This window comes from Paenarthrobacter aurescens (assembly GCF_025421775.1).
Lineage (GTDB): Bacteria > Actinomycetota > Actinomycetes > Actinomycetales > Micrococcaceae > Arthrobacter > Arthrobacter aurescens_B.
Genome location: NZ_JAOEFX010000007.1, coordinates 108,240 through 129,285, shown reverse-complemented (window position 1 = coordinate 129,285; position 21,046 = coordinate 108,240). Strand labels below are relative to the sequence as shown.

The window sequence follows — 21,046 nt, the reverse complement described above, 5'->3', positions numbered from 1 at the left end:
CGCGCATGGCCGATGGGGACCACGTTCCAATCGTTCAAGTCCTGCTCGACGGCACTCACTCAGCGCAGACGTCAGCGGCGGCTAGGGGAGACGAAGTTCGCGATTGAAACCGGTTCTGACCTGCTGGCCTACATCCCGCACTTGCTCGGTGGGACACCGACGGACTCTTTCATCGTGCTCACCGCCACCGCGGGAGCCCTTGGCGCCACGTTGCGCGTGGACGCACCCATGGATGCGGCCCCGTTGGGTTTCGCCCAAACGGTGACCAGCCTGGCCGCGCAAGACGATTCCGCCACGGCCTGTTATCTCATCGTCTACACCGACGAAACCGGCGACGATGACCGGTTCCCTTACGCCGCGCACGTCGCCGCCTTGGGGAACGAACTGGCCACCGCACGGATGCCCGTCCGCAAGGTTTATGTGGTCACCGGCACCTATTGGGCCGCTTACGGCACCACCGAGCGGAACCCGCTGGAACAGATCACCGACAGCAATGCCAACGCCACCCTGACCTTCATGGGAAGCGCCGGGACCGTGGACGTCTACAACCCGGCATTGCTGGGCAAATGGGTTGAGCCGGTACGGGTGCCCGTGCTCACGGAAGAAGCCGTCGGGCAGGCGCACCAGGAATGGGACGCCGCGTTGCAGACACCCGGCACGCCGGAGAAGGAGACCCCCGGAAGCTGGCGGCTTGGTTCCAGGTCCCGCACCTGCGAGACATGCTTATGGCCGAGACCATTACTACGAAGAACGGCAGCATGCTTGACCTGCTGCGAGGCAAGTTCGACGGCCGCCCGGATTGGAAGCGCGTGGACCGCGCCGAAGTCCTCGCTTTCGAAGTGATGAAGGTCGTTCCCGAAGGCCAGCGCGCGCCGATGCTGACCCTGATGGGCTGGCTGCAGTGGCTCAAAGGTTCCGGAACGCACGCAGAGCGCTACCTGAAACTGGCGGTCGAGGACGTACCTCACTACCGGCTGGCAGTTCTTCTGCACGAAGAGCTTGTGGCTATCGTGCACATCGCAGAGGTGGCCAAGAACCCGGAGACCGCGTACAAGCGCCCCATCAGCTAACCGGGACGGCCGGGCAGGATCAGCAATGGTCCCGCCCGGCCGTTCAGGTAGCGGGGCGGCATCCTCCGCTGGCGCTCCCCGGCCGCCACGACGCTGCGCGGGCGCAGCCGGCGAACCCAGTCAATGCGGAGGATCCACGGTTACAGTGAAATCCAACGAGAACACTGCACCTGGGAGAGCCGCATGGGAACCGAATACATCCTGACCGAGGACGACAAACCAGCACCGGACGCGAGCGTCCTCGAAGACCTCATCGAGCTGCAGCTGCTCACCGCCGGCGAACCACTGGGGCCGGTCGATTTCACGCACACCCAGGAACACCACAAGCTCTAACACCACTGCAGCAACGACGCTGCACCACAGATTTACTTTGTCCGAGGAAGCCAGAAGGGCCGGCCACATGGCCGGCCCTTCGTCATGTACCTACGTGTTTGACCACAAAGCGCCACAACACAACGGCGGCCAGGGCGTTTAGCCCTGCGATAAACAGATCCCCTGACGCAGGCCGTCCAATGAACAGATCAATGGCCACCAGCACGAGTGAAGCTGCGGCGGCCACGGTGAACAGCCCCGCCAGGAAGCGGAACCACCTCAGACCGCGATGGGCCCGGCCGGGTCCGGGCCGTGATGCCGGATCAGTCATGCCCCCACCCTACTCAGGAGCAAGAGCATGCTCGCAGGGCTCGCACCCCTTTGGGGCGTCTACGTCGAGAATCGGAACAGAGCTTTCCGGAGAGGCGACCCGCCAGCCCTCGAGACCAGTCCCATAGCGAAGGCTCTGGGATGGCAACCAAATGATACAAATATTTTTCTTATCAGCCTTGTGCCATGAACACACCTACTTGTGTGGTGCCGTCGCTGAGGTAAACCGGAATTTCCCGTTGAGGCTTAGCAAGGTTCTTGGCTGCTTCCTCTGGGCTGAGAGGATCAGTTCCCTTCATCTGGTTCGAGTAGGCGTAGCCCTTTTTTCCGTTGGTAGCTATTACGGCGAGCAAGTCGGGGGTCCCGCGTCCTGGCACCTCAACGCCATACGTCTCACCCTTCGCGTTGACTTCCCACTCGGTGGCAACTTGTGAAATGTACTTGCCGCTGAACTGCCACCTGTTTCCTGGATCGGTCATGATGGTCACCCCATGTGTTGAAGGACCCAAGGGGACGACATACTTTGACCAAGTGCCATGTGTTCCCAGATCGGCCGAAGAGCAAGTGACGTTGGCGCCATCAGGGAAAGTGAACTTACCGACGGTGAGGCAGGTCAGTTCCACCTCAATACCTGTCGCCCCTTCCGGAACCGGTCCAAGGTCAGCTGTTGCTGTGCCGCTGTAAACGGCAGTCGATGGGGAAGACAGGGCAGTCGTTGTGGGCACCCCGGGCAGGGTAAAGAGTCCCGCAGCCGCTGCGCCTACGCCGCCCAGCATTCCTGCTCCAGCCAGGGCGCCTGCGAACAACAGCCACCGTCGCTTCTGATTCTGTGGTTTTGTGCTGGTTCGAACCTGAGCAAGAAGTACTTCACGGAGCGCCCGGTCGAACTGCGGATCAATGCGAACGTCATTCATGACGGATCTCCTTTCAATGCTGGCGAGCGAACGTGGTGTAGTGACCGTGGCAGTGCAGTCTTTAGCTTCTGGCGAGCACGGTGCATGCGGACTTTGGCTGCCCCCGGGGAAATCCCAACTGCCTCAGCTGCAGCCGGCAAGGGAAACTCTTCGAATACGACAAGGCTGATCAGCCTCAGGTCCAGTGGCTTCAGAACAGCCAGGGCCTGCGCGACTTCGTCATTCATCGAATGATCGTGGCTCGAATGAGCGGGGTCCAGTTCGGCTTCGGCCTCACCGAGTCGGGGAATTGCGTCCAAAAGCCTTCGATGGCGGACCCTAGCGCGCTGAAGATTCCTGGCAGTGTTTGTCGTCGTCACCAGCAACCACGGAAGGATCGAGCCGTCAACCAGCCTTACGCGCTCCCTGCGGCGCCATAGTTCAAGGAAAGCCGCCGCCGTGGCGTCTTCGGCGTCGTGCCTTCCGCCAGCCAAGCGATAAGCATGCCGAAAGACTCGACCGCGGTGCCGGTCGTACAAAAGACCAAACGCCTCGGCGTCACCCTTCAAGGTGTCCGCCCACAGGACGTCATCCCGCAGCTGAACGTTCTCCATGCCCTGTATTGTCCGGGACGCCACGGATGGTTACACATCGGAAGAAGTTCTTTCTGCGAGCCCGTAGCACGAACGTTCCGTTCATGCGAATGCATCGGATTCGTCATGGAACGGGAGTTCCCGCAGGCGAGAAAATCCGCAGATCGTTCCCTTGACGGCAATCCCAGCCATAGCCCCCATTGGTCCTCTTCAAGACGCGACTTCGAGGGTTTGAGCTGCGGAAACGGTGTTCTTCTAGCGGCAATGCCGGATAGTCCGGCCGACGGCTATTTCGAGTGGCAAAGACCGAGGACGGCCCAAAGGTCCCTCAGTATCTGCTCTAGGAAAAGGAACAGATGCCAGCCTTTTGCCGGACCGTACGAATCTTGCTTGATCTCGAGCTCGCCAAAGACGATCCAGAACGGTGATTGGTGACTTGCACGGTCTTAACCACATCGACGCAGGACGCCTTGGGACAGGTTATCTAGTGGTAACGAGCGCTGGGCTCGGGAACCTACGACCAGACTGGAATGAGCCACACAAGGAGCTTAATTGGTCTGGAATCGAAATTGGATGACTTCGGGTCCGCGGAATCGAAGGCCTCCGCGTGGCGGACGCGTCCGCCATTCCGTTTGTGCCGAGCGGCAACACGAACGCTCCGCCCATCATGGTCGGCGAGAAAGCGGCGGAGCTGATCCTCAGCGCTGAATCCCAAGGCGGCCAACCCATATAGGTAACAGCACATGTCCCAATGAGGGCTCATTGGAGCACGTGCTGTCACCTACTTGGGTGAATCAGGCGCTGGTGAATCAGGCGAGCCCCGGTACGCCGTCGTTGATCGTGAAGGACTTCCTGGTGCTGACCGGTGCCCCCGGTGTGGTGACGTAGTCCAGCACACGGAAGTCCGCGGTCATGGCGTCCTTGGTGATGCGCGTGTTCACGTAGCCGCGGTTGTCGTTGTAGAACTTCAGGTGCGGGTTCCACGACATGGTGGGGTCGGTGGTGGAGCCTGTGCCGTCGCCGGTGGAGGTGATGGAGGAGCACACCAGCTCCGAGCCGACCACCGCTGCTGCCGGGTCCTTATAGTCCACTTTGAGGTCGGTGGCCCAGTGGCGGTGGACGTCGCCGGTAAGTACGACGGCGTTGCGCACCTTGGCGTCCACCCAGCCTTGGGTGATGCGGCGGCGGGAGGCGGCGTAACCGTCCCAGCCATCCATGGAGACGTCGTCGATCTCCGGTGCCTTGTCGCGGTCCCGTTCGGCGAAGAAGACCTGCTGGCCCAGGATGTCCCAGCGCTGAGTGGAGTTCTTGAAGCCGTCCAGCAGCCACTTCTCCTGCTCGGCGCCGGTGATGGTGCGGTTTTCGGCCAGGCGCTCGGCGACGTTCTTCCGCCAGCCGTCACCTGCGAGCTGGTCGTCCCGGTACTGACGGGTGTCCATCATGTGGAAGTTGGCCAGCTGGCCCCATTGGATGGTGCGGTAGATCTTCATGTCGAACCCGGCAGGGACCGAGGACGCTCGCAGGGGCATGTTCTCGTAGTACGCCTGGAACGCTGCCGAGCGACGCTGACGGAAGTGCTCCGTGGTGTCGTTCAGCTGGCCCGCGTCGTTGTTCTCGGGGATCTCGTCCGCCCAGTTGTTGTCCACCTCGTGGTCGTCCCAGACAACCAGCCACGGTGCGATTGCGTGCGCGGCCTGCAGATCGGCGTCGGCCTTGTACTGTGCGTGACGCTGGCGGTATCCCGCGAGTCTGACTGTCTCCGGTCCCTCATGATCGCGGGGGTTGCCGCCGCCGATGACGTAGCTGTCCTTCTTGTATTCGTAGAGGTAGTCGCCCAAGTGCAGCACCAGGTCCGGGTGGTCCTCGGCCAGGCGCTTGTACGCGGTGAAGTAGCCGTGTTCGTACTGGGCGCAGCTGGCGAATGCCATGGCCAGCGCGGCGGGCATCTCGCCGGGTGCCGGGCTTGTCAGCGTCCGGCCAATTTCGCTTACGTGCCGTCCGGTGCGGAAACGGTAGAAGTACTCCCGGCCCGGCCGGAGGCCCTTCAGTTCGACGTGCACCGAGTGGGCGGTTTCGATCCTGGCATGTTCGACGCCGCGGGCTACTACCCGGCGCATCGCAGGGTCTTCTGCGACTTCCCAGGCGACGGCGACGTTGCGGGAAGGCATGCTGCCCAGGCCGTCTTCGGCCACGGGATTCACCGCCAGGCGCGTCCAGATCACGAAGCCGTCGGGCCACGGTTCGCCCGACGCGATGCCCAGCGTGAACGGATCGGTGCGGAGACCGGCGTCGTCCGCTGTTGAAACCGCGACGGCGGTCTGCGGCAACGCGGCGACGAGTCCAGCCCCGAGACCGGCTGAGATGAGGGTTCTGCGGGAGATGTTTTCCATAGGTGCGACCCTACGAACCCCGGGTTGACTGGACTCAAGAATGGCATGAATGAGCGGTTAATTGTGTGACAAAAGCTGTTATCCCGGGCTGAGCCGGTGCCGGCCTCGAAGAGGGCTCGTCTATGCTCAGACCATGACTACGGGGGATCGCCCTAAACGGCCCGGTGCGGTGACGTTCTCGGTGGTGCTGATGTATATCGGTGGCATCGCCCAAATCCTTCTCGGGATCCTGACGATTTTCCTGCGTTACACACCGGAGGCCCAGTCGGGTGGCATCGCGTTGCCCGTTACTCTGCTCGGCGCAGGAATGATCCTGTTCGGCTTGTTGGTGATCGGGCTGGCCTCCGGGGTAGCGCGGGGAAGCGAGGCTGCCCGCCGTGGCGCAACAGCGGTCATGCTGCTCGGGTTGGCCGTTGCCGTGCTGGACCTGGTTGTGGCCGCTGATGGAGACTGGTCGGCCGTGATTTCCCAGTCCATCGCAACGGTGGCCGTGGTGGTTCCCTTGTGGTTCGGAAGGGGACGCCGCTACTTCGAGGCGCGCTGATTTGAGACCCGGTGATGCAGCGCTTCCTGGGCGTCCCGGTACGCCACGCGGCGGTGGACGAACCGGACGATCTCGATCAGGGCGATGCAGGCCACAGAGGTTCCCAGGACAAGCAGTGCTGTTGGGAGTGTGGGGTCCGTGAACTGCAGGAAGTCGCGGGCGAACGGTACTGAGTAGACCAGGATGAGCCCGATCATCATGGCGCCGATGACCAGCCCCTTGAACCGGGTGACAGGGCGCGAAAGCACCACGAGGATCCAAATCCCGATGATCGCCAGAATGAGGGTTGACCCGGTCCTGATCTCGGCTTCCGGAATCTGCAGATTGGCGGCGAGACGGGCGTAGGAGGCAAGGCCCAGGGTCACGGATACACCCGCCGGCACGGCGAACGTGAGTGACCTCCGCAGGAAACCCGGAATATAACGCTGGGCGTTGGGCAGCAATGCCAGGAAGAACGCCGGAATGCCGATGGTCAGGCCGTCCGTTACCGAGAGCTGCCGCGGAAGGAACGGGAACGGAAGCAGGAGGATGCCGAAGGAGATGGCAAGGAAGGTAGCGTAGGCGGTCTTCGTGAGGAACAGCATGGAGACGCGCTCGATGTTGGCGATGACCTGCCGGCCTTCAGCCACGACGCTGGGCAGGTGTGAGAACTTGCCGTCCAAGAGCACCAAACGGGCCACAGCCTTGGTAGCGGCGGCACCTGAGTTCATGGCGACACCGATATCGGCCTCCTTGATGGCCAAGGCGTCGTTCACCCCGTCGCCGGTCATGGCCACCGTATGGCCGGCCGCCTTCAACGCCACCACGATCCGCTTCTTCTGGTCCGGGGTCACCCGGCCAAAAACCACGTTGTTGTTGATGACCTCCAGGAATTCCTGGTCATCGTCCGGCAACTCGCGGGCATCAAAGCCGTGCGGTGCATCCAGGCCAACCTCGCGGGCGATCGCAGCCACGGTTTGCGGGTTATCACCCGAAATGATCCGGACGTCAACATCCTGCGCGGCGAAGTACGTGAGCGTCTCCGCAGCATCGGGACGGATGTTCTCCTTGAAAGTCAGGAGTACCACCGGGACGGCGTCTGATGGAACGGTCTCGTCCTCCGTGGGTGTGCCGTGGGCCAGGACCAGCGTCCGACGGCCCGTGGTCGCCAACTCGGCGGCCTGTGTGGAGAGCTGCTGAAGCACGGGATCGGCGGAGTTGCGCGCTGGAAAGACCATTTCAGGCCCCCCAAGGATCCACATTCCGTCGTCGAAGACCACGGCGCTCCATTTGCGGGCCGAGGAGAAGGGCACCCGGTCAAGCGGGGCGCCAGACGGCTCAGTGAAATGACCGGCGAGGCTCCGGGCCGTTGCGTTGGCATCCTTCTGAACCCCGTACCAGGAAAGCACGGACTCCCATCCGGGTCGGGTGGTCAGGGGATGCGCGGCGTCGAAAACGATGTCGCCCTGGGTGAGTGTGCCGGTCTTGTCCAGGCAGATGATGTCCACGCGTGCCAGTCCCTCGACGGCCGGAAGCTCCTGCACCAGCACTTGCTGGCGGGCGAGTTTCACCGCGCCCACGGCGAAGGTAATGCTGGTCATCAGCACCAGCCCCAGCGGGACCATCGCGACGACGGAGGCGATGGTCGCCGTCGCTGCGTCCCGCCAGGCGCCACTTGCGGAGGCTTCGGCCCACCCGCCCTGCGCGATCATCTGGGCGTTCAGGACCAACAAAGCCACGGGACCCACGAACCAGGTGACCCATTTCAGGACCCGGTCGATCGAGGACCGGAGTTCCGAAGCCACCAGGGAGAACCGCTTGGCCTCGGCCGCGAGTGAGTTCGCGAAGGAATCCGCGCCCACCCGGTCCACTATTGCGGTGCCTTCTCCTGCGACCACCACGGACCCGGACAGGACGCGGTCGCCGTCGGCCTTTTCCACGGCATCGGATTCGCCGGTGAGCATGGACTCGTCCACTTGAAGGCCGCGGGATGCGGCCACCAGCGCATCGGCGGGCACCTGGTCACCGGCCCGCAGGACAAGGGTGTCGTCCAGCACTACGTCGTCCAGGTCGATTTCGGCCTCGGAGCCGTCACGCATCACCCTGGCGTGCGGGGCGTTCAGGAGGGCGAGGCGGTCCAGGGCACGTTTGGCCCGGTACTCCTGGACGCTGCCGATCACCGCGTTGGCGATGGCGCTGAAGCCGAACAAGGCATCCTGCCAGCGGCCGATCGCGAAAAGGACGATGAAGCAGGCCAGGATGATGCCGTTGAACAGGGTGAGGACGTTGGCGCGGACGATGCTCCACACGCTGCGGCTGGTGTCCTGGACGAACGCGTTGCTTTGTCCCGCGGCCACCCTTTCGGCAACGTCCGCCGCGCTAAGCCCCTGCACCGACAACTCTTGGTGCTGCACAGCTGCCCCTGCTTGATCCTTCTCGTTTGGCACTCATGCCCCCGTTGTTGAGCTGGTCCACGGATGGTGGTGCGATGGGAACGAGTATGCCAGCCATGGGGCGTTAAGTCCCCGGCGGCTCCTTATGCCGTGAAGGCGAGGTCCTTCGCGTTGAGCCTGTGGAGGAGCGGTTCGCCGCGGGAAAGGCGATGTGCTTCCTCAATGGTGCTGACAGCCATCCGCTCAAGTTCCATGCCCAGTGAGCCCGCCAAGTGCGGTGTGAGCAGCACATTGGGGTGGGTGTAGAAACCGGAGTCCGACGGGAGCACCCAGGGTGTGGTGACGTCCAGGACCGCGTACAGGTCCCCTTGTTCGATGCGTCGGAGCAGCGCGTCCTGGTCCACCAGTTCACCGCGGGCGGTATTGATGAAAGTAGCCCCCGGCTTGAAGCTGGCCACCAGCCCTTGGTGGATCAGGTTGTAAGTAGACGGGAGCGACGGCGCGTGGAGGCTGACGACGTCGCAACTGGCCACCAGTTCCTCAAGGCTGAGAAGTTCGACGCCGAGCGCGGCTGCCGCTGGCTGGTCCAGGAAGGGGTCGGAGACGACGACCTCGACGTCGTAGGACTTCAGGAGGCGGATGACGTGCTTGCCGATCCTGGATGCTCCGATGATGCCTACACGTTTGCCGAAGTTGCCCATGTCCGGGAACACCTGGTCCGGCTCGATCTCGGTTTTCTCCGAGTGCAGCTTCCGGGCGATCTGCAGGACCCGCTTGTTGGCCAACAGGATCATGGCCACCGTGTATTCGGCTACGGGGATTGAATTGGCATCGGCTGCCGTGCTGATTTCGATGCCCCTGTCCCAGCACTCCTCGCCCACATGATGCTTGACCGTGCCGCCTGCGTGGAGGACATGGGTCAGACGCGGGGCCGCAGCCAGGGCGGCTGCGTCGAGCCTCGGGCAGTTCCACCCCGTGATGAGGATGTCCGTCTCTGCCAGGAGCTCCAATGAACGTGGGGAGGTGAAGTCCTCCATCGGTTCCGGGCTGAGGAGCCTCAGACCGGGTGCCAGGGAGTTCAGCCGTCGTTGGGGAAAGACCCGGGATACGACGCCGGGACCCATGGCGAGTGCGACGTTCAGTGGGGTTGTGGTCATTTGACGCTCCCTGCGGTGAGGCCGGACTTCCAGAACCGCTGCAGCATGATGAAGGCCAGCAGCAACGGGATGATCGAGAGCAATGAGCCGGTGATGACCATGGGCGTGAACTCAGGCTGCGGAACGGAATAGCCCTGCCAGATGGAGATGCCGACACTGACCGGCAGCAGTTGCTGGTCCTGGAGCATTACCAGCGGGAGCATGAAGTTGTTCCAGACACCCACAAATTGGAACAAGGCGATGGTGATGTAGCCGGGCATCATCATGGGAAGCCCCAGGGCGAAGAAGGACCGGATGGGCCCGGCACCGTCCATGCGGGCAGCCTCGAGTGTCTCTGCCGGGACGTAGCTGGCGGAATAGACCCTGGCCAGGTACACGCCGAAGGGGTTGCAGAGCACCGGGATGAGGATGGCCCAAATGGTGTTGGTCATGCCGACCAAGGAAGCCAACAGGTACATGGGCAGCACTGTGGCGGTGTTGGGAATCAGGACGCCCACCAGGACGAAGCCGAACAGTGAGTCCTTCCACCGGAACTGGAACTTGTCGAACGCATACCCTGCCATGACCGAGATCAGGCTGCCGAAGACGGCACCAACGCCGGCGTACATCACGGAGTTGCCCAGCCAGCGGAAGAACAGCCCGCCGTCCTGCTTGGCTACGTTGGCGATGTTCTCGAACAAGGAGAAGTTCCCCAAGGCATAGGCGCTGGTGCCGTACAGGTCTGCAGCGTTCTTGGTGGAAGCGAACACCAGCCACAGGACCGGGACCACCATGTAGGCCGACCCGATGATCAGGAGTCCGTTGACGGTGAACTTGCTGGCGAAACCGCCTCCGCGGTTGGAACTGCCACGGTTGGAACGGGATCCGGGGCGGCGGTTCGCTGGTTTCAGCGGGGCCGTGCTGGGACGGGAGAGTGTTGAGGAGCTCATGATTTGTTCATCCTGGAGCTAAGGCGGGTGACGGCCAGGGACAGGATTGCGGCCAGTCCGGCAATGATGATGGAAGCCGCCGCGGCCTGGTTGAGGTTGTGGCGGATGAAGGCTGCGTCATAGGCCCACAGGTTGGGAACCCAGGTGCTGGTGACGGAGGCGGTGGCCTTGGAAATGATGTTCGGCTCCGTGAACAGCTGCAGCGTGCCGATGATGGTGAACAGCATGATGACGCTCAAGGCCGGCAGGATCAACGGGAACTTGATGCTGACAGCTGCCCGGATTTCGCCGGCCCCATCCACTCGGGCGGCTTCCAGGATTTCCCGGGGGACTGCCTGCAAAGCAGTGAACAGGATGATCACGTTGTAGCCGGTCCATTCCCAGACGCCGATGTTCACGATGGACGGAAGCACCATGTGTGCGTCCAGGAAGTTGATCTGGATTCCACCGCCCTGGAGCGCCTGGACCAGCGGGCTGATGCCCGGGGTGTACAGGTAGGCCCAAATGAGGGCGGCGATGACGCCCGGAACCGCATGGGGAAGAAAGACAAGAAGCTGGAAAAGTTTGCGTGCCTTGGCCACCGTTGCGTCCAGGAGGAGGGCGAAGACCACGGCGCCGCCCACCATGCAGGGAATGTAGATCAGGCAGTACAGGCCAAGGCGGGCGATGCCTTCCATGAACGTTTCGGATTGGAAGACCTGAACGTAGTTCTCGACTCCAACGAAGACCGTCTTGGCTTCCCCGAAGCCCAGCCCGGACTTCTGCTGCGAGTGGAAACTCAGCACCAGTGAGTAGATCACCGGTGCGATCATGGCGATCGCGAAGACCGCGAAGAAGGGGACCAGGAACAATGCGGCAGTCCGTCCGCCGGTTCCCGCCAGTGCGCGGCCTCGGCGGCGCACTGTGGTGGTGAGGGCCTGGGTGGCCATGGGATTCTCCTAGCTTGGGAGGGGGCCTCTCAACGAGGCCCCCTGCCTGTATGGCTACTCGGTGAGTGGCTATTCCGTGACGGAGAGGCCGTTTTGCTTCAGGCTGGCCACGGTGGCCTCCTGGGCGGTATCGACGGCGTCATGAATGGTGCCGCCGGTGGTCAGCTTGCCGTAGGCGTCCTTGAGGGCTGTGTTGGTGATGTCCCAGTTGGGTCCCCACTGCCAGCCCGGGGTGATGGTGCCGTAGGCCTTGTCGAAGACCGAGTAGATGTCGTTGCCGAAGTAGCTGGCGTCGTAGGCCTGCTGTGCTACCGGCGTCAGGCCCGGGAAGGCAAGGAACGCGGAGCCGGTGTTGCCGCGGGCTTTGATGGCTTCCTGGTTGGTAGTGAGGAACTCGACGAACTTGGCGGCCGCTGCCGGGTTCTTGCTGCTCTTGGTCACGTTGAAGCTGGAGCCGCCATAGAAAGCGCCCGATTCGTTGCCCCAGTTGGGCAGTTCGGCAGCGATCCACTGGCCCTTCTGTCCGCTGGCTTCAGTGCGCTTCTGAATGCCCGTGGCGCTCCAGTTTGCGCCAACCACGCCAACAACGGTGCTGTTGGCGAGGTCCAGGCTCCACTCGTCGCTGTAAGCCTGGGTGACCTTGACGATCTTCTGGTCGATCAGCTTCTGCCAGTAGCTGGCCACCTTCTGCGTAGCTTCGTCGTTGACTCCCACCTTCCAGCTGTCGCCTTCGGTGCCGAACCACTTGGCACCTGCCTGCCAGGCCAGACCGGCGCTCGCCGCTACCTCGTTGGGGTTGAAGCTGGCCAGGTAGGAGTCTGGCGCTACGGCCTTGAGCTTTTTGCCTGCCTCTTCGAATTCGTCCCAGGTTTTAGGAACCTCGACGCCGGCTTTCGCCAGCATGTCCTTGCGGTACCACATGAGCATGGGGGCTGCGTCGTACGGAAGTGCGTAGGTCTTCTCACCGAACTGGACCAGAGCCTTGGTTTCGTCCGTGAGCTTGTCCACTGTTTCGGCCTTGTTGATCAGGCCATCGAGCGGGATGACCTGGCTGTTGCTGACGAACTGCGGCAACTGCGGGTATTCGATGGTGGCGACGTCCGGGCCGTTTCCTGCCGTGATGGCGGTGGAGAGCTTGGCGTAGCCGCCGTTGGCGCCGTTGGGGATGGTTTCGAAGCTGACCTTGATCTTGTCCTGGCTGGCGTTGAACGCTTCAGCCACTTTGTCCATGCCTGCCAAGGAGGACCAGAAGGTGATGGATCCTGACGGATCTTCCGTGGGCGTGGGAGCAGAGGAAGTGCTGGGGCCCGTGCCGCAGGCTGCGAGCAGCAGGGTGCTGGCGGCCAGGCCGGCCACCCCTGCAAATAGGTGACGACGCTTCATGGTGTTCTCCTTTGAAGACTGTGCGATGCGAAGAGGGAACATGTGGTTGGGGCCACAGGCGATGGATCCATGTAATCCGCAAGTTCGAACATCTTCAACGTTTCAAACATTTTCAAACATCCACGGGGTGCGAAGGCGGCGACTTCTATCGACTCAGCGGGAACTTTCAATAGCAAATTCTGTTTGAACGAACAGAAATGCTGGACGCTGTTCGCTCGGCGCTGCTATGAATTCTGGACACCCGAACGGCGACTTCTGAAAAGTCACTACCTAAGAACAGGGATTCCAATGGAGAAATCGAACATCAGCAGGCGGTCAGTCCTTCAGGTCGGCGGAGCGGCTTCGCTCGCCGCGGCCATCGGGCTGGCAGTCGGCCAACCGGCGTCGGCGTCCACCATCCTGGGGTCCAAGCCGAAGGCGACGGAAATCCTGGACCTGGGTCCCGCCGTCGTACAGTTCTCGCTGATGAGCGGGCTGCTGGTGGGCGACACGCTCTACATTGGTTCGCGAAACCTGGATCCTGTCCGGATCATTGCCTTCCATGTCCCCACCGGTAAGGTCATTGGCCAGACCGAGCTCACCAACGGGCACTCCATCCAGACCTTGGCTGCTGACGCCTCGGGCCGTTACCTTTACGCCGGTGTCCTGCAGAAGTCGACCGGCACGCAGCCGAACCTGTTCCGCTGGGACCTCAACACCCTTGGCACCAAGGCCACGGCGATCGGCTACATCGGCGACCGGGATGTCCGCGACCTCAGCGTGGCGCCCAACGGACGCCTCTACATTGTGGGTGGCGGAAGCCCCACTGCGCCGGCGCTGTGGGAGTTTGACCCCGCCACCAGCCAGATCACCAGCCTCGGCATCCCCGACCCCAGCGCAACGCTCGCCCGTGCCGTGGCTGCCACCGACTCCACGATCTTCTTCGGTGCCGGCAGCACCCTCAACGGTGGCGGCGGCGCCAGCCGGGCCTGCCTGTACGCCTACGACCGCGCTGCCAAGACCTTCACCAACGTCACTCCGGCCGAAATGCTGAAGGATCCCAGCATCCGCGACCTTGGCATCGTGGGAGACAAACTGATGGTGAGCTCCGCCGGTTCCCTGGAGAACTCCAAGATTGCCGCCGTGAACCTCAGCAACCCGAAGACGTACGTGCAGGCGCTGTCCGAGGGGAAGACTGCCAAGAACTTTGCGGCCATCGGGGATAAGGTCTATTTCGCCAACGAGACCGGACTGGTGGCCTACAGCTTGTCCGCCAACGCAATATCGGCGGTGCCGTACCAAGGGCCTTCGCTGGGTGAAATCTGGGGTGTCGACGCCTTGGGCGGCAAGCTGCTGGTCACCTCGGGCTACGGCTTCGTGGCCGACATTGACCCGGCAACCGGAACCACCAAAACCACCGACCTCGGTGAAGCGGGCGCACCCTCCGATCCGCAGTCGGTCATGGGCATCGCGGCGGGCGCGGGCTATGTCTATGTGGGAGGCAACGGAGTCATTGCGCGCCGCTCGCTCCGCACCGGACAAGTCAACAACATGAGCGCTCCGGGCGAGGCGAAAGACGCGATAGTGGTGGACGGCGTCTTGTATACGGGCCAGTACAGCGGTCAGGGCATCTGGAGCTACGACCCCCGGAATGGGAAGCCGATCACGCAGGTAGCGGACTTCCCCAAGGAGCAGAACCGTCCCCTGGACGTCTGCTGGGACGAGCGCAACGAACTGGTCCTCGTGGCGGCTCAAGCGGACACCGAGGGCGGCGGTTCGCTGTGGACTTATGACCCGCGCACCGGCAAGAAGGGCTTCTTCCTGAATCCGATCGACAACGTGCAGTTGCTCCGGGCGGTGGCGTCCCACGACGGCGTGGCCTATTTGGGCGGCGGCAATCCAGGTCTCGATGGCGCCGGAACCGTGGTGGCATTCAACCCCGTGGCAGGGAAGGAACTGTGGCGCCTGGATGCCGGGGAAGGGGCGGGCATCGCGGCCCTCGCTGTACAGGGCAAGTACCTCTACGGTGTGACGCGCAAGGGTGGTCTTTTTGTCATGGACCTGCCCAAACGCAAGATTGTGCACCGTTCGGACATCAGCGCTGTGAGCTCCGGGTTCGCTGCCATGGTCACCAACCGCGGTGCTGTCTACGGCGTCTCGAATACGCACGTGTTCCGCTTCGATCCCAAAACCTTCGAAGTAGCCACCGTGGTAGCTGATATCGACGGCGCCTGGTACAGCGGCTCACATATCAACAACGATGAGGACGGTTACCTTTACACCATGCGGGGCCGGAACCTCGTGCGGATCAACGACCACCCCCGGCGGTAGTGGCTGGCGTTGCGGGGCCCGCTCTGCGTGCTCTGGCGAGTGTTTTAGGCGCAGAGCAGGCCCCGCAACGCTGTTTGTATTCGGTCATTTATGCTTGTTTGAACATTGGGATTCCGGAAGAGGATTGGCATGCTCAGCGGGGAACGCCACGAGAAGATACTCCGTGAGTTGGAGCTGCGCGGGACCCTGACCGTGAACGAGTTTGCCGAAAAGAGCGGCCAGTCCACCATGACCATCCGCCGGGACCTGACGCAGCTTGCGGCGCAGGGCCTGCTGAGAAGGGTCCATGGCGGCGCGGTCCGGATGGTGGTGGAGCGGCCCGGTGACACCGTGCACAGAAGGCCGCGCCAGCCGCTGGCTACCCTCGGACTGATCGTCCCCACTACCGGTTATTACTTCCCGGAAGTGATCCGCGGCGCTGAAGCCGCAGCGAGGGCGCTGAATGCGCGCCTTATCCTCGGTGTCAGCAATTACTCAGAGGAAGACGAGTTCCGGCAGCTCCAGCGCATGGTGGCCAACGCCGTCGACGGCATACTCCTGGCAACGGCTGGACCCCTTGAGCCCGGTTCGCCGACGTTCGAATTGCTGTCCGGCCTGCGCATCCCCGTGGTGCTCGTGGAACGCTCAAGCCGGGTTTTCGAATCAGTGATGTCCGATCACAGCTACGGCGCCGAGCTTGCCATCGAGCACCTTGCCTCCCTGGGCCACCGCCGGATCGGGCTGGCCATCGCCACCAGTCCCACGGCCCCTTGGCTCCGTGAAAGCCATGGGCGCATGGTGGCCAAGTTGGGACTGGAAACTGATGCTCCCATCATGGAGTACGTCCGGTCAGTAGTGGGCGCAGGCAACAACCAAAAGGAATTCGCGAAATTCCTGAAAGACTGCCGGCGCACTGATACCCACGCTGTCCTGGTCCTTCCCGACGAGGAAGCCATCACCCTCATTAACCTCGCCGAGGAGTCCGGCGTCGACGTGCCGGATGATCTGGCGATCGTCGCCTATGACGACGAAGTGGCCGACCTCGCCCCCGTACCCCTGACCTCGATCGCCCCGCCAAAACGCGACGTCGGATACGCGGCGGTGACCATGTGCATGGAACGCCTTGCGGGAAAGACAGGGTCTGTGGTGTCGCCTGCCCTCCGCCGCGTGAGCCTGGCCCCGAAGCTGATCATCCGGGAGTCGACGGTGATAGGGGAGGACGAGGGCTAAGGAGCCACTCGACTCGTGAACTTCAGCGGGACATGTCAATGGCCGTTCCGAGGCCGTTCCGTAGGGCTGCGTCATAGAGCAGGCGACCGATGGCCAGGTCCTGCATGCCGATGCCGACGGAATTGAAAAGAGTGATGTCGTCGTCGTTGTTACGCCCGGCCAACTGCCCGGTAATGACCGCGCCGAGTTCACCCCGCACGTCGTCGAGCGACATGAATCCTTCGGACACGGCCAGCATGAGGTCGCCTGACTTCTGGACGGCGGTTTCCATGCTGTCAACGAAAACCCTGGCGCGGCCCATCCCATTCGAATCTATTTCACGGTGGGTGGGCCGGGGGCGGGCCCCCACCGCGTTGATGTGAAGCCCTGGACGGAACCATTCGCCGTGGACCAGTGGCTCTACGGAGGGTGTAAGCGTGCAGAGGACATCAGCGGCCTCCACCGTTTCCTGGACACTGGATGCTGCCACGATCTCGATGGCGCGATGCGTGGTCCTCGCTTGGAAGGCTTGGATGGTGGCGTTGGTGCGCGACCAGACGACTACCTTCTTGATGGGTAGCACGTGCAGCATGGCCTCGACATGGGCGATCGCAAGGGCGCCTGCGCCGATCAGGCCGAGTGTTGAACTGTCGGGCCGGGCAAGGTACTTGCTCGCCACAGCGCTTGCCGCAGCCGTCCGGACCCGCGTGGGAACTCTGCCGTCGAGAAGGGCGAGGGTTTCCCCAGTAAGCTGGTCCGCCAGCAGGATGCTTGAACGCTGCGTGGGGAGTCCAGCCTCGCGGTTGGCGGGAATATCGGACAGCAGCTTCACGGCCGCGAGCCGCTGTGTATCGGCCAGCCCGGACATGAGCAGATACCGTGCGTCCGACGACGGCAGGTGAAGGGACAGCGGAGCTGGCTGCTGGGCAGTGCCTCGGGCGATATCGATGAATCCACGTTCGACGGCGGATATCGTTTGGGACATGCTGGCCAGGTCTTCAAGGACTGAAGCAGTGAGAATGAGCGTCATGGGCACCTTCGGGAGTTGAGCTCTGCGAAGCGGAGCCGGTGCGCTCAAGGTATACCAAGCTTGAAATCATCGTCAATGACTCGGGAATAAACCCCCGCAAATACGGGATTTCATCGTCACCCAGCGACGCGCACTCGCCCAGATGGCTCCATTTTGTATACCAGATATCCCGGCGCCCGAGTGCCGTCGGCCTCTCTGCCCAGGGGGAGCCGCAGGGGCCCCGGGGAGTCATAAATTCTATTTGGTATGCCAAATGGTCATCCAGGCACCTCAACTGCGAGTCAAATCCAGTGCTGGCGTAGAAAATATTCGGAGTTTTACGTCCCGACTATTGCCATGGAATACCAAAGCAACCTACTGTGTGCCTATCTAGTTCACGTGACGGTCGTCATGAAAGTGGGAGATTTGGGATGCAGGACATGCTTATCGAGTGCGTACGGCTGGCGCATGAATCGCGGCCGGTGGACCTGCTCGTCCAGGACGGCCTCATCGCACAGATTCAGCCAGCTGGCATCATTGACCCCGCCACGGCGGTGCGCGAGGACGGTGCTGGTGCGCTCGCCCTGCCCGGAATGGTCGACGCCCATTGCCACATCGATAAGACCCTCTGGGGCCGCAGCTGGGTTCCGCATTCCGCGGGGCCCGCGCTCAAGGACCGCATCGCCAACGGCGAGCGGGGCCGCGCGGAGCTCGACCTGCCGAGCCGCGACAGTGTGTACGCGCTGCTCGGGCAGATGGCCGCCGCGGGGACGACCCTCGCCCGCACCCACACCGATGTCGATCCCGACATCGGGCTTCGCGGTCTCAAGCTCGTCGCAGGCGTCGCCGAAGAACTGGCCGACGTGATCGACGTCGAACAGGTCGCTTTCCCGCAGGGCGGACTGCTGACCCGTCCCGGCACGGCCGAGCTCCTCGAATCGGCTCTTCAACAAGGGCTTGTCGGATGCCTGGGAGGCATCGACCCCGCCGCGCTGGAGCGTGACTCGGTGCGTCACCTCGATCTGATCTTTGGGCTCGCCGAAACCTACGGCACCAGGCTCGACATCCACCTGCACGAGCGTGGCACTCTCGGTGCGCACACGATGGAACTCATCATCGAGCGAGTGCTGCGGCACGGGCTCGAGGGCCGGGTTGCCATCTCGCACGGCGTGGCCATTGTCGAGGTCGACCAAACCCAGTCCGAGCTGATCTCCCAAGGTCTCGCGGAAGCGCGGATCTCCCTGCTGACGGCAACGGTCTACAACACGCCCGTGCTGCCGATTGCCGAGCTGCGAGGGCGGGGTGTCAACATCGGCGCAGGCAATGACGGCGTGCGGGATCACTGGGGACCGTACGGTAACGGCGACATGCTCGACCGCACCTTTCACCTGGCATATCGCAACGGTTTTCGCACGGACGAACAGATTTACTCGGCATTCGACGTCGCAGTCACCGGCGGGGCCGTCGCCCTCGGGCGCGAACCCGCCCGGATCGAACCCGGCGCACCCGCCGATCTCTTCCTCATCGACGCAGCGAGCATCGGCGAGGCAGTAGCAGCCCGGACGCCACGGCGGCTCGTGCTGAAACGCGGCAAGGTCGTCGCGCGCCAGGGGAACCCCCTAAGCGCGGGGTGACCCAGGCCCCGGCAAGCGGGATCCCGCTCGCTTGTTCCCCCCACCAGTTCCGCATCCCGCGGAACCCCGCCCTGAAAGGCAAGAACAATGTCGTTCTACCGCAACACCTACGCACGCCGCGCTGCGGCCATCATCGTGGCAGGCGGCCTCGCCGTGCTCGCCATGACCGGCTGCGGCGTCTCAGGCTCCACGGCCACGGCCGCCGGGCCATCGGAGAAAACTGCCGTCCTCGATGAGAAGGCGCCCCTCTTTGACCTTCTGCCGCAGAAGGTCAAAGACAAGGGGGTGCTTACTGTCGCCACACAGCCCGACTTCGAGCCGGCCAACTTCACCCCGGCCGGCGAGACCGGCATCCAGGGCTACAACGTCGATCTCATGGAGTCGATGGCGAAGCAGCTCGGTATCCCGGTCAAGTGGGAGAAAGTGCCATTCGACCAGATCCTTATCGGCATGCAGAGTGGAAAGTTTGACGCCGCTATCGCCGGTATGACCGACCGCAAGAAGCGGCAGGAGCAGGTCGACTTCATCGATTACCAGTGGGCAGGCACGGTCTTTATGGTGCAGAAGGGCAATCCCAAGGGCATCACGAGCGCCGTCGATGGCGGCTGCGGCGTCAAGATCGGCGACGTAAAAGGCTCCGACGCCCACCGCCTCGTCGACATGATGGCCGCGGCCTGCACCGCGATCGGCAAGCCTGCCACCGAACTCATCTCCTTCCCGAACTCGAGCGATAAGAACCTGGCGCTTACCTCTGGCCGCATCGACGCCATCTTCTGGCCCGATATGGCGGTCTCGGTCATCCAGCGCGAGACCGGCGACAAGCTGGAGTCGCTCCCCGTTGATTTCGAGGAGAAGGTCTACCTCGGCATGACTTTCAACAAAGCACAGACCGAGCTCCGCGACGCGTTCCTCACCGCCCTCAAGGCGATCCACGAGGACGGCTCTTACGACGGAATCCTGAAGAAGTGGCACGTTGAGGTCATCGACCTCGACACCCCGGGCATCAACCTGGCGAAGAAGTGATCATGCCCGACATCACTCAGTCACCACTCCCGACCCCGACGATTCCGTCGCACTTTATACGCAGGACCGGCGACGAGCCGCCCGTGCAGGACGCACCGATCCGTGCGAAGCGGCGACCCCAATACGGCCAGATCGTCACCGGGTTCGTTGCCATCGCACTGCTGGTCCTCTTCATCCAGTCCCAGGCCCAGAACCCCAACATGGAGTGGAGCGTCACCTGGGAGTACATGTTCAACCCGGTGGTGCTCCAGGGCGTCGGCGTAACGATCCAGCTGGCCATCTTCGCCATGCTCATCTCCATCGTGCTCGCCTTCGGCATCGCGTTGATGATCCAGAGCACCAACAAGGTGGTCAGCGTTATCGGACGCGCTTACGTTTGGTTCTTCCGCGGAGTCCCGATGCTTGTTCAGGTTCTGCTCTGGTTCAACCTTGCAGTGCTCTTCCCCGTGATCCTCGGACAGGATACGAACACCCTCATCTCGGGCTTCACCGCGGGCCTCATCGCTCTCTCGCTCGCCGAGTCGGGCTACATGGCCGAGATCATCCGGGGCGGCATCATCTCGGTGCCGACTGGCCAAACCGATGCGGGCGTGAGCCTCGGCCTCACCCGCAGCCAGGCACTGGCCCGCATCGTGCTGCCCCAGTCGATCAGGGTCATCATCCCGCCCACCGGCAACCAGTTCATCGGCATGCTGAAGGCAACCTCGCTCGTGTCGGTGATCGGCGGCAGCGACTTGCTGACCCGGGTGCAGCTCATCTATGGGCAGAACTTCAAGATCCTGCCCCTGCTGATTGTTGGGGTGCTCTGGTACTTGATCCTGGTGACAATCGCCGGCACCGGACAGCACTTCCTTGAGCGTCGTCTCAATGCCTCGCAGCCCGGGTCACGTCGTTCGGCCAAGACCACGGGGACGGCGACGACCACGAATATTCGGACCATCATCGGAGGTGCGCTGTGGCGCAAGTAGCTCCCGCAGGAA

17 protein-coding genes and 2 pseudogenes are annotated in these 21,046 nt (G+C 62.8%); 9 read left to right on the top strand and 10 right to left on the bottom strand.

Annotated elements, in window-relative coordinates; genetic code table 11:
- Positions 1-12: 12 nt before the first annotated feature.
- Both N7568_RS15820 and N7568_RS15815 read left to right on the top strand, forming a co-directional pair.
- Positions 13-1,070, top strand: a pseudogene (locus N7568_RS15820) (DUF4192 family protein).
- 183 nt (positions 1,071-1,253) lie between these two features.
- A complete protein-coding gene (locus N7568_RS15815) occupies positions 1,254-1,403 on the top strand; it encodes a hypothetical protein (protein WP_210077908.1) in 150 nt (49 codons plus the stop codon).
- 82 nt (positions 1,404-1,485) lie between these two features.
- Here the strand turns inward: N7568_RS15815 and N7568_RS15810 are convergent, their stop codons facing one another.
- The 3 genes from N7568_RS15810 to N7568_RS15800 all read right to left on the bottom strand — a co-directional run bounded on the left by N7568_RS15810 (position 1,486) and on the right by N7568_RS15800 (position 3,219).
- The gene (locus N7568_RS15810; protein WP_261610748.1) at positions 1,486-1,713 is read right to left on the bottom strand and encodes a hypothetical protein; all 228 of its coding nucleotides are present in this window, start codon (positions 1,711-1,713) and stop codon (positions 1,486-1,488) included.
- 172 nt (positions 1,714-1,885) lie between these two features.
- Complete coding sequence (locus N7568_RS15805; RefSeq protein ID WP_261610747.1) at positions 1,886-2,626, bottom strand: peptidase M56 family protein; 741 nt, start codon at positions 2,624-2,626, stop codon at positions 1,886-1,888.
- A complete protein-coding gene (locus N7568_RS15800; protein ID WP_261610746.1) occupies positions 2,623-3,219 on the bottom strand; it encodes an RNA polymerase sigma factor in 597 nt (198 codons plus the stop codon). The genes N7568_RS15805 and N7568_RS15800 overlap by 4 nt, the downstream gene beginning before the upstream one ends.
- Before the next feature lie 556 nt (positions 3,220-3,775).
- On the opposite strand from N7568_RS15800, the pseudogene N7568_RS15795 reads away from it, so the two are divergent.
- Positions 3,776-3,931: pseudogene (locus tag N7568_RS15795) on the top strand (GMC oxidoreductase); the annotation flags it as partial.
- A gap of 76 nt (positions 3,932-4,007) precedes the next feature.
- Here the strand turns inward: N7568_RS15795 and N7568_RS15790 are convergent.
- Positions 4,008-5,588: an alkaline phosphatase D family protein gene (locus N7568_RS15790; RefSeq protein ID WP_261610745.1), complete on the bottom strand. Its 1,581-nt coding sequence runs from the start codon at positions 5,586-5,588 to the stop codon at positions 4,008-4,010.
- Between the two features lie 133 nt (positions 5,589-5,721).
- Between N7568_RS15790 and N7568_RS15785 the strand changes: the two genes are divergently transcribed.
- Positions 5,722-6,132 (top strand): hypothetical protein, encoded by a 411-nt coding sequence (locus N7568_RS15785; protein WP_261610744.1) that lies wholly within the window; start codon positions 5,722-5,724, stop codon positions 6,130-6,132.
- Here N7568_RS15785 and N7568_RS15780 read toward each other — a convergent pair.
- The 5 genes from N7568_RS15780 to N7568_RS15760 form a co-directional block, all read right to left on the bottom strand.
- Positions 6,114-8,558, bottom strand: coding sequence for an HAD-IC family P-type ATPase (locus N7568_RS15780; RefSeq protein ID WP_261610743.1), 2,445 nt, complete (start codon positions 8,556-8,558; stop codon positions 6,114-6,116). The genes N7568_RS15785 and N7568_RS15780 overlap by 19 nt on opposite strands.
- An 89-nt stretch (positions 8,559-8,647) precedes the next feature.
- Entirely contained in the window at positions 8,648-9,661 is a 1,014-nt protein-coding gene (locus N7568_RS15775) for a hydroxyacid dehydrogenase (RefSeq protein WP_261610742.1), read from the bottom strand.
- Positions 9,658-10,590 carry a carbohydrate ABC transporter permease gene (locus N7568_RS15770; RefSeq protein WP_261610741.1) on the bottom strand — a complete coding sequence of 311 codons (933 nt, stop codon included), beginning with the start codon at positions 10,588-10,590 and terminating at the stop codon, positions 9,658-9,660. The genes N7568_RS15775 and N7568_RS15770 overlap by 4 nt, the downstream gene beginning before the upstream one ends.
- On the bottom strand, positions 10,587-11,519 hold the full coding sequence (locus N7568_RS15765) for a carbohydrate ABC transporter permease (RefSeq protein WP_261610740.1): 933 nt from the start codon (positions 11,517-11,519) through the stop codon (positions 10,587-10,589). The genes N7568_RS15770 and N7568_RS15765 overlap by 4 nt, the downstream gene beginning before the upstream one ends.
- 69 nt (positions 11,520-11,588) lie before the next feature.
- The gene (locus N7568_RS15760) at positions 11,589-12,902 is read right to left on the bottom strand and encodes an ABC transporter substrate-binding protein (RefSeq protein WP_261610739.1); all 1,314 of its coding nucleotides are present in this window, start codon (positions 12,900-12,902) and stop codon (positions 11,589-11,591) included.
- Positions 12,903-13,190: 288 nt separating this feature from the next.
- On the opposite strand from N7568_RS15760, the gene N7568_RS15755 reads away from it, so the two are divergent.
- Both N7568_RS15755 and N7568_RS15750 read left to right on the top strand, forming a co-directional pair.
- Positions 13,191-15,212: an outer membrane protein assembly factor BamB family protein gene (locus N7568_RS15755; RefSeq protein ID WP_261610738.1), complete on the top strand. Its 2,022-nt coding sequence runs from the start codon at positions 13,191-13,193 to the stop codon at positions 15,210-15,212.
- A gap of 129 nt (positions 15,213-15,341) precedes the next feature.
- Entirely contained in the window at positions 15,342-16,421 is a 1,080-nt protein-coding gene (locus tag N7568_RS15750) for a substrate-binding domain-containing protein (RefSeq protein ID WP_261610737.1), read from the top strand.
- Between the two features lie 22 nt (positions 16,422-16,443).
- Here the strand turns inward: N7568_RS15750 and N7568_RS15745 are convergent, their stop codons facing one another.
- Positions 16,444-17,430, bottom strand: a complete 987-nt coding sequence (locus N7568_RS15745; protein ID WP_261610736.1) for an ornithine cyclodeaminase family protein — start codon at positions 17,428-17,430, stop codon at positions 16,444-16,446.
- A 410-nt stretch (positions 17,431-17,840) separates the two neighbouring features.
- Here N7568_RS15745 and N7568_RS15740 point away from each other — a divergent pair, with 410 nt between their 5' ends.
- The 3 genes from N7568_RS15740 to N7568_RS15730 all read left to right on the top strand — a co-directional run bounded on the left by N7568_RS15740 (position 17,841) and on the right by N7568_RS15730 (position 21,034).
- Positions 17,841-19,043: an amidohydrolase gene (locus tag N7568_RS15740; protein ID WP_261610735.1), complete on the top strand. Its 1,203-nt coding sequence runs from the start codon at positions 17,841-17,843 to the stop codon at positions 19,041-19,043.
- An 87-nt stretch (positions 19,044-19,130) separates the two neighbouring features.
- The gene (locus tag N7568_RS15735) at positions 19,131-20,066 is read left to right on the top strand and encodes an ABC transporter substrate-binding protein (protein WP_261610734.1); all 936 of its coding nucleotides are present in this window, start codon (positions 19,131-19,133) and stop codon (positions 20,064-20,066) included.
- Positions 20,067-20,068: 2 nt separating this feature from the next.
- Positions 20,069-21,034 carry an amino acid ABC transporter permease gene (locus tag N7568_RS15730; RefSeq protein WP_261610733.1) on the top strand — a complete coding sequence of 322 codons (966 nt, stop codon included), beginning with the start codon at positions 20,069-20,071 and terminating at the stop codon, positions 21,032-21,034.
- Positions 21,035-21,046 lie beyond the last annotated feature (12 nt).